The sequence below is a fragment of the Streptomyces sp. NRRL B-24572 genome, assembly GCF_002156145.1.
GTDB lineage: Bacteria > Actinomycetota > Actinomycetes > Streptomycetales > Streptomycetaceae > Streptomyces > Streptomyces vietnamensis.
In genome coordinates this window covers 1-12,986 of sequence record NZ_MWIG01000204.1, presented here as the reverse complement: position 1 = coordinate 12,986, position 12,986 = coordinate 1, and the positions used below count along the sequence as shown (strand labels likewise).

Genomic DNA, 12,986 nt, shown 5'->3' with positions numbered 1-12,986 from the left:
CGACGCCGACGGCGTCGCCGTGCACCGGCCCCAGCTCGGCACCCTCGTCGCCACCGTGCCCACCGACGCCGAGGCCCGCGACACGGCCCGCGCCGCCGTCGCCGCCGTCGACGACGAGGCCGTACGCCTGCGCTCGGCCGTCAAGGCGCACGACGGCTTCTTCACCACCTTCTTCATCAGCCCGTACTCGCGCTACATCGCCCGCTGGTGCGCGCGCCGCGGACTCACCCCCAACCAGGTCACCACCGCCTCGCTGCTCACCGCGCTGATCGCGGCCGGCTGCGCGGCCACCGGCGAGCGCGGCGGGTACGTCGCCGCCGGCGTCCTCCTCCTGGTCTCCTTCGTCCTCGACTGCACGGACGGGCAGCTCGCCCGCTACGCGCTCAAGTACTCGACGATGGGCGCCTGGCTCGACGCCACCTTCGACCGGGCCAAGGAGTACGCCTTCTACGCGGGCCTCGCCCTCGGCGCCGCCCGCAACGGGGACGACGTGTGGGCCCTCGCGCTCGGCGCGATGGTCCTCATGACCTGCCGGCACGTCGTGGACTTCTCGTTCAACGAGGCCAACCACGACGCCACCGCCAACACCAGCCCGACCGCCGCGCTCTCCAGCAGGCTGGACGGCGTCGGCTGGACGGTCTGGGCCCGCCGCATGATCATCCTGCCGATCGGCGAGCGCTGGGCGATGATCGCCGTCCTCACCGCCGCCACCAGCCCCCGGATCGTCTTCTGGGCCCTGATCATCGGCTGCGCCTTCGGCGCCTGCTACACCACGGCGGGCCGCGTCCTGCGCTCCCTGACCCGCAAGGCCAAGCGGACGGACCGGGCGGCGCGGGCGCTGGCGGACCTCACGGACTCGGGACCGATCGCCGAGACCGTCGCGCGGCTCCGGTCCCGTGACGCCCGCCACTACGCGAGCACGCCGCTGCTGGCGGCCTTCGGCGCGGTCGCCGTGCTCGGCTCGGCCCTTGTCCAGGGCGACCCCTGGACCGCGGTGGGCGGCGCCGTCGCCTACGTGCTCCTGTCCGGACTCGCCGTCTCCCAGCCGCTCAAGGGTTCCCTCGACTGGCTGCTGCCCCCGCTCTTCCGCGCCGCCGAGTACGGCACCGTACTCGTCCTCGCGGCGAAGTCGGACGCCCCCCAGGCCCTCCCGGCCGCATTCGGGCTGGTCGCGGCCGTCGCCTACCATCACTACGACACGGTGTACCGCATCCGCGGCGGCACCGGCGCGCCGCCCGCCTGGCTGGTGCGCGTCACCGGCGGACACGAGGGGCGCACGCTCCTGGTGACCGTCCTCGCCGCCCTCCTGGCGGACCGCGGCGACGACTTCACCCTGGCACTGACCGCGCTCGCGGTCGCCGTCGCCCTCGTGGTGCTCGTGGAGTCCATCCGCTTCTGGGTCTCCGCCGGAGCACCCGCCGTTCACGACGAAGGAGAAACAGCATGATCGGCCTCGTACTGGCAGCCGGTGCCGGACGGCGTCTGCGCCCTTACACCGAGACGCTTCCGAAGGCCCTCGTGCCCGTGTCCGGCGAGGGCACCGAGAACGAGCTGACCATCCTCGACGGCACCCTCAAGAACTTCGCCGAGATCGGCCTCACCGAGGTCGCCATCGTCGTCGGCTACCGCAAGGAGGCCGTCTACGCCCGCAAGGACGCCCTCGAGGCCAAGTACGGCCTGAAGATCACCCTCGTCGACAACGACAAGGCCGAGGAGTGGAACAACGCCTACTCCCTGTGGTGCGCCCGTGAGGTCCTCAAGCGCGGTGTGATCCTCGCCAACGGCGACACCGTCCACCCGGTCTCCGTCGAGAAGACCCTGCTCGCCGCCCGCGGCAAGGGCCAGAAGATCATCCTCGCCCTCGACACGGTGAAGAACCTCGCCGACGAGGAGATGAAGGTCATCGTCGACCCGGAAAAGGGCGTCCAGCGCATCACCAAGCTCATGGACCCGGCCACCGCCACCGGCGAGTACATCGGCGTCACGCTCATCGAGGCCGAGGCCGCCGAGGAGCTCGCCGACGCCCTCAAGGCGACCTTCGAGCGCGACCCCGACCTCTACTACGAGGACGGCTACCAGGAGCTCGTCAACCGCGGCTTCACCGTCGACGTGGCCCCCATCGGCGACGTCAAGTGGGTCGAGATCGACAACCACGACGACCTCGCGAAGGGCCGTGAGATCGCGTGCCAGTACTGACTCGGCTGATCCCCTCGCCGGTCGTCGTCGACATCCGCCGGGGAGCGCTGGACGACCTGTCCGCGCTCCTCGCGGACCAGCGGATCTCCAGCAACGGCAAGATCGCTGTCGCCATCAGCGGCGGCTCGGGCCTCAAGCTGCGTGACCACTTCGCCCCCGAGCTGCCGGATGCCGACTGGTACCCGGTCTCGGGCGGCACGATCGACGAGGCCGTGAAGCTCGCCGACGCCATGCGCGGCAAGCGGTACGACGCCGTGGTCGCCCTCGGCGGCGGCAAGATCATCGACGTGACGAAGTACGCGGCGGCCCGGGTCGGGCTGCCGCTGGTGGCCATCGCCACCAACCTGTCGCACGACGGGATCTGCTCGCCGATCTCCACGCTCGACAACGACAACGGCCGCGGCTCCTACGGCGTGCCCACCCCGATCGCGCTGGTCATCGACCTCGACGTGATCAGGGACGCGCCGATCCGCTACGTCCGCTCCGGCATCGGCGACGCGATCTCCAACCTCTCCGCCATCGCGGACTGGGAGCTCTCGCACCGCGAGACCGGCGAGCCCATCGACGGCCTCGCGGCCGCCATGGCCCGCAGCGCCGGCGAAGCGGTGCTCCGCCACCCCGGCGGAGTCGGCGACGACGACTTCCTCGTCAGCCTCTCCGAGGGCCTGGTGATGTCCGGCATCGCCATGTCGATCAGCGGGGACAGCCGCCCCTCCTCGGGCGCCTGCCACGAGATCAGCCACGCCTTCGACCTGCTCTTCCCGACCCGCGCCGCCAGCCACGGCGAGCAGTGCGGTCTCGGCGCGGCCTTCGCCATGCACCTGCGCGGCGCCCACGACGGGTCAGCGCAGATGGTCGAGACCCTGCGCCGGCACGGGCTGCCCGTGCTGCCGGAGGAGATGGGCTTCACCGTGGACGAGTTCGTCCAGGCGGTGTCCTTCGCCCCGCAGACCCGGCCGGGCCGCTTCACCATCCTCGAACACCTCGACCTGTCCGACGACGAGATCAGGGACGCGTACGCCGACTATGCCAAATCCATCGGTAGCTGAGGTCCGTCCCGCGCGGAAGCCCTCGGTGGCGGAGCTCCGCCCGGTCGTCCACCCGCCGGGTGTGAAGGACCGGCGCAGCGGTGAGCACTGGGGCGGCCGCCTGTACATGCGGGAGATCTCGCTCAGGATCACCCGGCAGCTCGTCGGCACCAAGGTCACGCCGAACCAGCTCACGTACGTCATGACGCTCGCGGGCGTCCTCGCCGCACCGGCCCTGCTCGTGCCCGGGATCCCGGGGGCGCTGCTCGGCGCGCTCATGGTCCAGCTCTACCTGCTGCTCGACTGCGTCGACGGCGAGGTGGCCCGCTGGAAGAAGCAGTTCTCGCTCGGCGGGGTGTACCTGGACCGGGTCGGCGCCTATCTGTGCGACGCGGCCGTCCTCGTCGGCTTCGGCCTGCGCGCCGCCGACCTGTGGGGCACGGGCCGGATCGACTGGCTCTGGGCCTTCCTGGGCACGCTCGCAGCGCTCGGCGCCATCCTGATCAAGGCCGAGACCGACCTCGTCGGCGTCGCCCGCCACCAGGGCGGTCTGCCGCCGGTCAAGGAGGCGGCGTCCGAGCCGCGCTCCTCCGGCATGGCGCTGGCCCGCCGGGCCGCCGCCGCGCTCAAGTTCCACCGGCTCGTCCTCGGCATCGAGGCCTCGCTGCTCATCGTGGTCCTGGCGATCGCGGACCAGGTCCGGGGGGACCTCTTCTTCTCCCGGCTCGGCGTCGCCGTCCTCGCCGGCATCGCGCTGCTCCAGACCGTGCTGCACCTGGTGTCGATCATGGTCTCCAGCAGGCTGAAGTGAGGCCGGCCGTGAGTACGCCGCTCAGGGTGGGTGCCGTCGTCATCACGATGGGCAACCGCCCCGACGACCTGCGCGCGCTGATCGACTCGGTCGCGAAGCAGGAGGGCGACCCGATCGAGGTCGTCGTCGTCGGTCAGGGCACCCCGGTCACCGGGGTGCCCGACTGGGTACGGACCGTCGACCTGCCCGAGAACCTCGGCATCCCCGGCGGCCGGAACGTCGGCATCGAGGCCTTCGGCCCCGGCGGCACCGACGTCGACGTCCTGCTCTTCCTCGACGACGACGGGCTGCTCGCCCACACGGACACCGCCGAGCTGGTCCGGCAGGCCTTCACCGCCGACCCGCGCCTCGGCATCATCAGCTTCCGGATCGCCGACCCGGAGACCGGGATCACCCAGCGCCGGCACGTGCCGAGGCTCCGCTCGGCCGACCCGATGCGCTCCTCGCGGGTCACCACCTTCCTCGGCGGCGCCAACGCCGTCCGCACCAAGGTCTTCGCCGAAGTCGGCGGTCTGCCGGACGAGTTCTTCTACGCGCACGAGGAGACCGACCTCGCCTGGCGCGCGCTCGACGCCGACTGGATGATCGACTACCGTTCCGACATGGTGCTGCTGCACCCCACCACGGCCCCCTCCCGGCACGCCTCGTACCACTTCAACGTGGCCCGCAACCGAGTGTGGCTGGCACGTCGCAACCTGCCCGCGCCCCTGGTGCCGGTCTACCTCGGCGTCTGGCTCCTGCTCACCCTGGCCCGGCGGCCCTCGCCCTCCGCGCTGAAGGCGTGGGTCGGCGGATTCCGCGCGGGCTGGACGACCCCCTGCGGACCGCGCCGCCCCATGAGGTGGCGTACGGTGTGGCGCCTGACCCGGCTGGGTCGCCCCCCGGTCGTCTGACATCGTGGTACTCCACGTGCCGCACATCTTGAACACGAAAGTTTCGACTGTGAGTGACACACACCTGGGCGGGGCGGTCGCGACGAGCGCGCCTCCGTCCTCCGTCGACGAGGGCCTGGAGCCGGCCGCCCTCGCCGCGAAGTACGGCCTGGCCGTCAGCGGCGCCCGGCCCGGTCTGTTCGAGTACGTCCGCGACCTGTGGAGCCGGCGCCACTTCATCCTGGCCTTCTCCTCCGCGAAGCTGGCCGCCCAGTACAGCCAGGCCAAGCTGGGCCAGGTCTGGCAGGTGGCGACCCCGCTGCTCAACGCCCTGGTCTACTACCTGATCTTCGGGCTGATCCTGGGCGCCGGGCAGGGGATGAGCAAGGACGTCTACATCCCGTTCCTCGTCACCGGCATCTTCGTGTTCACCTTCACCCAGAGCTCGGTCATGGCGGGCGTCCGGGCGATCTCGGGCAACCTCGGACTCGTCCGGGCCCTGCACTTCCCCCGCGCCACCCTCCCGATCTCCTTCTCGCTCCAGCAGCTCCAGCAGCTGCTGTACTCGATGATCGTGCTGGTGGCGATCGCGCTCTTCTTCGGCAGCTACCCCTCCCTCCGGTGGCTGCTGGTGATCCCGGCGCTGTTCCTGCAGTTCGTGTTCAACACGGGGCTCGCGCTCATCGTGGCCAGGATGGGCGCCAAGACGCCCGACCTCGCGCAGCTGATGCCCTTCATCATGCGGACCTGGATGTACGCGTCCGGCGTGATGTTCTCGATCCAGACCATGCTCGCCGACAAGCCGGCCTGGATCTCCGACATCCTCATGTACAACCCGGCGGCCGTGTACATGGACCTGATGCGCTACGCCATGATCCACGGCTACAGCGCGCACAACCTGCCGGACCACGTCTGGATGACCGCCGGGATCTGGGCGCTGGTCTTCGGCATCGGCGGTTTCGTCTACTTCTGGAAGGCCGAGGAGAGGTACGGGCGTGGCTGACACGAATCGGGACCGCGTCCCCACCGTCATCTGCGACGACGTCCACATCGTCTACCGGGTCAACACCGGTGGCGGCGGCAAGGGCAGCGCCACGGCGGCGCTCAGCCGGATCGTCGGCCGGGGCAAGGCCGAGGTCAGCCGGGGCGTCCGCAAGGTCCACGCCGTCCGCGGCGTCACCTTCACCGCCTACCGGGGCGAGGCCATCGGCCTCATCGGCACCAACGGCTCCGGCAAGTCCACGCTGCTCCGCGCCATCGCCGGCCTGCTCCCCACCGAGAGCGGCAAGGTCTACACCGACGGGCAGCCCTCGCTCCTGGGCGTCAACGCGGCCCTCATGAACGACCTCACCGGCGAGCGCAACGTGATCCTGGGCGGCCTCGCCATGGGCATGAGCCGCGAGGAGGTGCGCTCCCGCTACGAGGACATCGTCGACTTCTCCGGCATCAACGAGAAGGGCGACTTCATCAGCCTGCCCATGCGGACGTACTCCTCCGGCATGGGCGCCCGGCTCCGCTTCGCCATCGCGGCGGCCAAGAACCACGACGTCCTCCTCATCGACGAGGCGCTGGCGACCGGTGACCGCAAGTTCCAGATCCGCTCCGAGGAGCGCATCCGCGAGCTCCGCAAGGAGGCCGGCACGGTCTTCCTGGTGAGCCACAGCAACAAGTCCATCCGGGACACCTGCGACCGGGTGCTCTGGCTGGAGAAGGGGCAGCTCCTGATGGACGGCCCCACGGACGAGGTCCTCAAGGCCTACGAGCGCGAGACCGCGCGCTGAGGTTCGCGCCCCTGGGGAGCCCCTGCCGGATTCATCCGGTGGGGGCTCTTCCGGTTTCCGCGCGTCGCGAGCCCCACCTGGAATGTTCATGCGGTTAACTTCGGGCAGGATGAGCCCATGGCAGCGACCTCGGCGGGAAAGACCTACCACCACGGCGATCTGCGCAACGCGCTGGTCTGCGCGGCCGTCGACCTCGCCACCGAAGGAGGACCCGAGCGGGTCGTCCTGCGCGAGGCCGCCCGCAGGGTCGGCGTCTCACCCACCGCCGCCTACCGGCACTTCGACGGGCGCGGCGAACTCCTCCGCACCGTCCGGGCCCACGCCCGGCGGGAACTCGCCGCCGCCATGGAGCGCGCCGCCGCCCGCGAGCCCGGCGCCGACGACCCCGTCCTCGCGGCCGAGCGTCGGGTCACCGCCCTCTGCCGGGGGTACGTCGGCTTCGCCGTGGAGCAGCCCGGCCTCTACCGGGCCGCGTTCTGCGTGCCCCGCCCCCACGCGGTCGGCGAGCCCGCGCCGGAGCGGCCGTCCGGCGAACCCGAGATCCGCGCGTTCACCCTGCTCAGGGAGGCGCTCGAAGCACTCGCGACGCTCGGCACCGCGCGGCCGGGCGGCCGCCCCGCCACCGGCGCCGCCGCGTGGTCGGCCGTGCACGGACTGTCACTCCTCCTGGTCGACGGTCCCCTTCGCCGCCTCTCCCCGCAGGGCAGGAGCGTCGTCGTCGAGGCGACCCTCGCCATGGTGCTCTCCGGCGCGGGCGTCGACTGAGTCCGAACTCCCTTGTGGTGCGGGAAGGTTGACGCCTCGTACGGACGGGGATCGCGACGGCTGCCACCCCGGAATGGCGAAGGTCGTCGTACAACGTAAGCTGGACCGGTCTGTTTCGCGGCAAGTAGGGCGATACCCCGCGGCCCTCGGGCTTCCGCGCGGCGGCCCCACGGGCAGGGGTCGGCGGCGTGTCCGAAATAGGATGGATTGGATCGGCAGTGTAGAACGGGAGTCGTGACGGCCATGACGCAGAATCTCCAGCTCCACGAGGGTGTCGCCGTCCCTCCGTCAGGAAGCGCCCAGTGACGGAGACCCGGCAGGCGCGCACCGACGCCGCCTCGCGTGCCACACTCGGCAAGGCCGCGGACGAGAACTTCCCCGTGGCCCCCTTCTTCCTGCCCCGCGCCTGGCGCGACGACCTCATGGCCGTCTACGGCTTCGCCCGGCTCGTCGACGACATCGGCGACGGCGACCTCGCCCCCGGCGACGCCGACGCCCGCCACCTCGGCGTCGACCCCGCGGCCGCGGACGACCGGCTCGTGCTCCTCGACGCCCTGGAGGCCGACCTCCGCCGGGTCTTCGACTCCACCCCGCACCACCCGCTCCTGCGCGCCCTCCAGCCGACCGTCCGCCGGTGCGGGCTCGCCCCGGAGCCCTTCCTCGGCCTGATCGCCGCCAACCGGCAGGACCAGCTGGTCCGCCGCTACGAGACGTACGAGGACCTCCTCGCGTACTGCGAGCTCTCCGCCAACCCCGTCGGCCGGCTCGTCCTCGCGATCACCGGCACCGACACCCCCGAGCGGATCCGGCGCTCCGACGAGATCTGCACCGCCCTCCAGATCGTCGAGCACCTCCAGGACGTCGCCGAGGACCTCGCCCGCGACCGGGTCTACCTGCCGGCCGAGGACCTGGAGCGCTTCCGCGTCACCGAGCACGACCTCGCCGCGCCCACCGCCGGCGCCTCCGTGCGGGCCCTGATCGCCTTCGAGGCCGAGCGGGCCCGCACCCTCCTGCACACGGGCGCCCCGCTCGTCGGCAGCGTCCACGGACGGCTCCGCCTCCTCCTCGCCGGCTTCACCGCCGGGGGACTCGCCGCGCTCGACGCCGTCACCGACGCCGGATACGACGTGCTGGCCGGGCCGCCCAAGTCCACCAAGCCGAGCCTGATGCGCCAGGCGGGAGCGGTACTGCTCCGGGCGCGGAGAGAGGGGTGAGCGCGACCGTGGAGGCACAGCACCAGCCGTCCGCACCGGTTCAGGCCGCCTACAGCTACTGCGAGGCGGTCACCGGACAGCAGGCCCGCAACTTCGCCTACGGGATCCGGCTGCTCCCGTCCGAGAAGCGGCAGGCGATGTCCGCGCTGTACGCCTTCTCGCGGCGCGTCGACGACATCGGCGACGGCACGCTCGCGCCCGAGGACAAGCGGGAACGGCTCGAAGCCACCCGGGACATCCTCGACCGCATCCGCAAGGGCCTCGTCGAGGAGGACGACACCGACCCCGTCGCCGTCGCCCTCGCCGACTCGGCCCGCCGCTTCCCGATCCCGCTCGACGGCCTCGACGAGCTCATCGACGGCGTCCTCATGGACGTGCGCGGCGCGACCTACGAGACCTGGGACGACCTCAAGGTCTACTGCCGCTGCGTCGCCGGCGCGATCGGCCGGCTCTCCCTCGGCGTCTTCGGCACCCAGCCCGGCGCCCAGGGCGCCGACCGGGCCCCCGAGTACGCCGACACCCTGGGCCTCGCGCTCCAACTCACCAACATCCTCAGGGACGTGCGCGAGGACGCCGGGAACGGGCGCACCTACCTGCCCGCCGACGACCTCGCCAAGTTCGGCTGCGGAGACGGCTTCGGCGGCGGCGCCCCGGCCCCCGGCGCCGACTTCGCCGGGCTCGTCCACTTCGAAGTGCGGCGCGCCCGCGCCCTGTTCGCCGAGGGCTACCGGCTCCTGCCCATGCTCGACCGGCGCAGCGGCGCCTGCGTCGCCGCCATGGCCGGCATCTACCGGCGCCTCCTCGACCGGATCGAGCGCGACCCCGGGGCCGTCCTGCGCGGCCGCGTCTCGCTGCCGGGCCGCGAGAAGGCGTACGTCGCGGTGCGCGGCCTCTCCGGCCTCGACACCCGCCACATCGCCCGACGCACCGCCAGGGGGCGTGCCTGATGAGCCCGTCCCCCTCCCGGGCAACCTCCGGCGCCGTCCCGGCGTCCCTGCTCGAGGTGCACCCGAATCCGACCGCGACGACCCGAACGGAGGCCGCGTGAACCCCGAAGGAACCGAGCGGAACACCCGACCGGGCACACCCGGCGAGGGCGCCGACCGGGCCGCAGGCACCGACCCGGGCACTGCGCCGGTCTCCCGTGCCGGTCGGGCCGCGGACGCCGGCACCGACACCGGCGGCGGTCGGCAGCACTCCGCCGTCGTCGTCGGCGGCGGGCTCGCCGGGATCACCGCCGCGCTCCGGCTCGCCGAGAGCGGCGTCCGCGTCACCCTGCTCGAAGGCCGGCCCCGGCTCGGCGGCCTCGCCTTCTCCTTCCGGCGCGGGGACCTGACCGTCGACAACGGCCAGCACGTCTACCTGCGCTGCTGCACCGCCTACCGCTGGTTCCTCGACCGGGTCGACGGCGCCCGCCTCGCGCCCCTCCAGGACCGACTCGACGTCCCCGTCCTCGACGTCGCGCACCCCCGCGGCCCCCGGCTCGGCCGGATCCGCCGCGACAACCTCCCCGTGCCGCTGCACCTCGCGCGCAGCCTCGCCGGCTACCCGCACCTCTCCCTCGCCGAGCGCGCCTCCGTCGGCCGGGCCGCGCTCGCCCTGAAGAAGCTCGACCCCGCCGACCCGGCGCTCGACGGCATCGACTTCGCCACCTGGCTCGGCCGGCACGGACAGTCCCCACGGACCGTCGAGGCCCTCTGGGACCTCGTCGGCATCCCCACCCTCAACGCCCCCGCCCCGCAGGCCTCCATGGGGCTCGCCGCGATGGTCTTCAAGACCGGACTCCTCTCCGAGCCCGGCGCCGCCGACATCGGCTGGGCCCACGTCCCGCTCGGCGAACTCCACGACACCCGGGCCGCGAAGGAGCTCGACGCCCTCGGCGTCCGCACCCTGCTCCGCACCAAGGCCGAGCGGATCTCCCGTACCGACGAGGGGCGTTGGGCCGTCGACGTACCGGGGGAGCGGATCGAGGCCGACGCCGTCGTCCTCGCCGTCCCGCAGCACGAGACCCACGGCCTGCTGCCCGAAGGCGCCCTCGACGACCCCGACCGGCTCCTCGACATCGCCACCGCGCCCATCCTCAACCTGCACGTCGTCTACGACCGCAAGGTGCTGAAGCGGCCGTTCTTCACCGCGCTCGGCTCCCCGGTGCAGTGGGTCTTCGACCGCACCGACTCCTCCGGACTCACCGGCGGCGGCCAGTACCTCGCCGTCTCGCAGTCCGCCGCCCAGGACGAGATCGACGAACCCGTCGCCGCCCTGCGCGCCAAGTACCTCCCCGAGCTGGAGCGGCTGCTGCCCGCCGCCCGCGGCGCCGGGGTCCGCGACTTCTTCGTCACCAGGGAGCGGACGGCCACGTTCGCCCCCGCCCCGGGCGTCGGCCGGCTCCGGCCCGGCGCCCGCACCCGGGCCCCGGGTCTTTACCTGGCCGGGGCCTGGACCGCCACCGGCTGGCCCGCGACCATGGAGGGTGCCGTCCGCAGCGGATTCAGCGCCGCGGGCGCCGCGCTCTCCGCCCTCGGCCGCCGCCATGACCATCCGCTGCAGGAGGCGGTATGAGTGTGAGTACCGGAACAAGAGGAGAGACCGTGCCGACAGTGCCGCCGGGAAATCCGGCCGTCGACACCGCGGACGTGTCCGCACTGCTGGAGCGGGGGCGGACCCTGTCCACCCCCGTACTGCGGGCGGCCGTCGACCGCCTCGCGCCGCCCATGGACACCGTGGCCGCCTACCACTTCGGCTGGATCGACGCCCACGGCAACCCGACGGACGCCGACAGCGGCAAGGCCGTACGACCGGCCCTCGCCCTGATGTCGGCCGAGGCCGCGGGCGCCGCGCCCGAGGTCGGGGTCCCCGGCGCCGTCGCCGTGGAGCTCGTGCACAACTTCTCGCTGCTGCACGACGACCTGATGGACGGCGACGAGCAGCGCCGCCACCGCGACACGGTGTGGAAGGTGCACGGCCCCGCCCAGGCCATCCTGGTCGGCGACGCGCTCTCCGCCCTCGCCAACGAGATGCTGCTGGAACTCGGCACCGTCGAGGCCGGCCGCGCCACCCGCCGTCTCACCACCGCCAACCGCAAGCTCATCGACGGGCAGGCGCAGGACATCTCCTACGAGCACCGCGAGCGGGTCACCGTCGAGGAGTGCCTGGAGATGGAGGGCAACAAGACCGGCGCCCTGCTCGCCTGCGCCGCCTCCATCGGCGCCGTCCTCGCGGGCTGCGACGACCGGACCGCCGACAAGCTGGAGGAGTACGGCTACCACCTGGGCCTCGCCTTCCAGGCCGTCGACGACCTGCTCGGCATCTGGGGCGACCCGGAGGCCACCGGCAAGCAGACCTGGAGCGACCTGCGCCAGCGCAAGAAGTCCCTCCCGGTCGTCGCCGCCCTCGCCGCGGGCGGCCCGGCCTCCGAGCGGCTCGGCGAACTCCTCGCCGCGGACGCCAAGTCCACCGACTTCGACACCTTCTCCGAGGAGGAGTTCGCCACCCGCGCGGCCCTCATCGAGGAGGCCGGGGGCCGCGAGTGGACCTCCCAGGAGGCCCGCCGCCAGCACGCCGTCGCGATCGCGGCCCTCAACGAGGTGGACATGCCCGCCCGGGTGCGGGACCAGTTCGCCGCACTGGCCGACTTCGTCGTCGTACGGAAGAGATGATCACCATCACCCTGATATGAGTTCGCAGTCGCCGGCCGGTGCCATCCGGCGCCGGCCGACGGCAGACCCGCAGAAGCAGAAGGAACCGACTGCGCAAAGGGGAAGCCATGACAGCGACGACCGACGGAAGCGCCGGGGCCGTGGGCCCCCGGGCAGCCGCGGCCAACAAGACGAACGACAGCGACGCCACGGCGTCGGGACCCGACGGGACGGGTGCGCCCGGCGCGTCCGGGCCGGACGGGACCGGTGCGCCCGCCGGACCGGCCCTCGACGGGACCGGTGCGTCCGCCGGACCGGCCCTCGACGGGACCACCGCGTCCGGCGCCCTCGGCCTCGACGGGACCACCGCGTCCGGCGCCCTCGGCCTCGACGGCGCCGCCGCGCGGGCCGCCGAACGGGCCGTCGAGCACCTGCTCGCCCGGCAGGACCCGGCCGGCTGGTGGAAGGGCGACCTGGAGACCAACGTCACCATGGACGCCGAGGACCTTCTCCTCCGCCAGTTCCTGGGCATCCTCGACGCCGACACCACCCACGCGGCCGCCCTCCACATCCGTCGCGAGCAGCGCGAGGACGGCGCCTGGGCCACCTTCTACGCCGGACCCGGCGAGCTCTCCGCCACCGTCGAGGCCTATGTGGCCCTGCGGCTCGCCGGGTCCGGCGTAG

At 72.7% G+C, this 12,986-nt stretch carries 12 protein-coding genes and 1 pseudogene; all 13 read left to right on the top strand.

Going from position 1 to position 12,986, the window contains the following annotated elements; all coding sequences use genetic code 11:
- Positions 1-1,447 (top strand): DUF5941 domain-containing protein (locus CCN56_RS12985; RefSeq protein WP_086826602.1); only part of this gene is annotated, 1,447 nt, incomplete at its 5' end.
- Complete coding sequence (locus CCN56_RS12980) at positions 1,444-2,196, top strand: sugar phosphate nucleotidyltransferase (RefSeq protein WP_086826600.1); 753 nt, start codon at positions 1,444-1,446, stop codon at positions 2,194-2,196. The genes CCN56_RS12985 and CCN56_RS12980, both read left to right, overlap by 4 nt.
- Positions 2,184-3,245, top strand: coding sequence for an iron-containing alcohol dehydrogenase family protein (locus CCN56_RS12975; RefSeq protein ID WP_086826598.1), 1,062 nt, complete (start codon positions 2,184-2,186; stop codon positions 3,243-3,245). The genes CCN56_RS12980 and CCN56_RS12975 overlap by 13 nt, the downstream gene beginning before the upstream one ends.
- Positions 3,223-4,035: a CDP-alcohol phosphatidyltransferase family protein gene (locus CCN56_RS12970; protein ID WP_086826596.1), complete on the top strand. Its 813-nt coding sequence runs from the start codon at positions 3,223-3,225 to the stop codon at positions 4,033-4,035. The genes CCN56_RS12975 and CCN56_RS12970 overlap by 23 nt, the downstream gene beginning before the upstream one ends.
- A 47-nt stretch (positions 4,036-4,082) precedes the next feature.
- On the top strand, positions 4,083-4,928 hold the full coding sequence (locus CCN56_RS12965; RefSeq protein ID WP_179199827.1) for a glycosyltransferase family 2 protein: 846 nt from the start codon (positions 4,083-4,085) through the stop codon (positions 4,926-4,928).
- 49 nt (positions 4,929-4,977) lie between these two features.
- On the top strand, positions 4,978-5,910 hold the full coding sequence (locus CCN56_RS12960; RefSeq protein ID WP_041132160.1) for an ABC transporter permease: 933 nt from the start codon (positions 4,978-4,980) through the stop codon (positions 5,908-5,910).
- Positions 5,903-6,688 carry an ABC transporter ATP-binding protein gene (locus CCN56_RS12955; RefSeq protein WP_086826592.1) on the top strand — a complete coding sequence of 262 codons (786 nt, stop codon included), beginning with the start codon at positions 5,903-5,905 and terminating at the stop codon, positions 6,686-6,688. Before CCN56_RS12960 ends, CCN56_RS12955 begins: the two co-directional genes overlap by 8 nt.
- Positions 6,689-6,805: 117 nt before the next feature.
- Positions 6,806-7,453, top strand: coding sequence for a TetR/AcrR family transcriptional regulator (locus CCN56_RS12950; RefSeq protein WP_086826590.1), 648 nt, complete (start codon positions 6,806-6,808; stop codon positions 7,451-7,453).
- Positions 7,454-7,755: 302 nt separating this feature from the next.
- Positions 7,756-8,667 carry a squalene synthase HpnC gene (gene hpnC / locus CCN56_RS12945; protein WP_086826588.1) on the top strand — a complete coding sequence of 304 codons (912 nt, stop codon included), beginning with the start codon at positions 7,756-7,758 and terminating at the stop codon, positions 8,665-8,667.
- A complete protein-coding gene (gene hpnD / locus CCN56_RS12940; RefSeq protein WP_086826586.1) occupies positions 8,664-9,614 on the top strand; it encodes a presqualene diphosphate synthase HpnD in 951 nt (316 codons plus the stop codon). Before hpnC ends, hpnD begins: the two co-directional genes overlap by 4 nt.
- A gap of 97 nt (positions 9,615-9,711) precedes the next feature.
- Positions 9,712-11,226 (top strand): hydroxysqualene dehydroxylase HpnE, encoded by a 1,515-nt coding sequence (gene hpnE, locus CCN56_RS12935; protein ID WP_373412851.1) that lies wholly within the window; start codon positions 9,712-9,714, stop codon positions 11,224-11,226.
- Positions 11,223-12,323 carry a polyprenyl synthetase family protein gene (locus CCN56_RS12930; RefSeq protein WP_179199826.1) on the top strand — a complete coding sequence of 367 codons (1,101 nt, stop codon included), beginning with the start codon at positions 11,223-11,225 and terminating at the stop codon, positions 12,321-12,323. Before hpnE ends, CCN56_RS12930 begins: the two co-directional genes overlap by 4 nt.
- 107 nt (positions 12,324-12,430) lie before the next feature.
- Positions 12,431-12,986 (top strand): annotated as a pseudogene (locus CCN56_RS44480) (hypothetical protein); the annotation flags it as partial.

Bases quoted from the DNA above. Each gene is read 5' to 3' on its own strand.
- CCN56_RS12930 (WP_179199826.1), top strand. From the start codon at position 11,223: ATGAGTGTGAGTACCGGAACAAGAGGAGAGACCGTGCCGACAGTGCCG.
- CCN56_RS12980 (WP_086826600.1), top strand. From the start codon at position 1,444: ATGATCGGCCTCGTACTGGCAGCCGGTGCCGGACGGCGTCTGCGCCCT.
- CCN56_RS12970 (WP_086826596.1), top strand. From the start codon at position 3,223: ATGCCAAATCCATCGGTAGCTGAGGTCCGTCCCGCGCGGAAGCCCTCG.
- CCN56_RS12950 (WP_086826590.1), top strand. From the start codon at position 6,806: ATGGCAGCGACCTCGGCGGGAAAGACCTACCACCACGGCGATCTGCGC.
- CCN56_RS12965 (WP_179199827.1), top strand. From the start codon at position 4,083: ATGGGCAACCGCCCCGACGACCTGCGCGCGCTGATCGACTCGGTCGCG.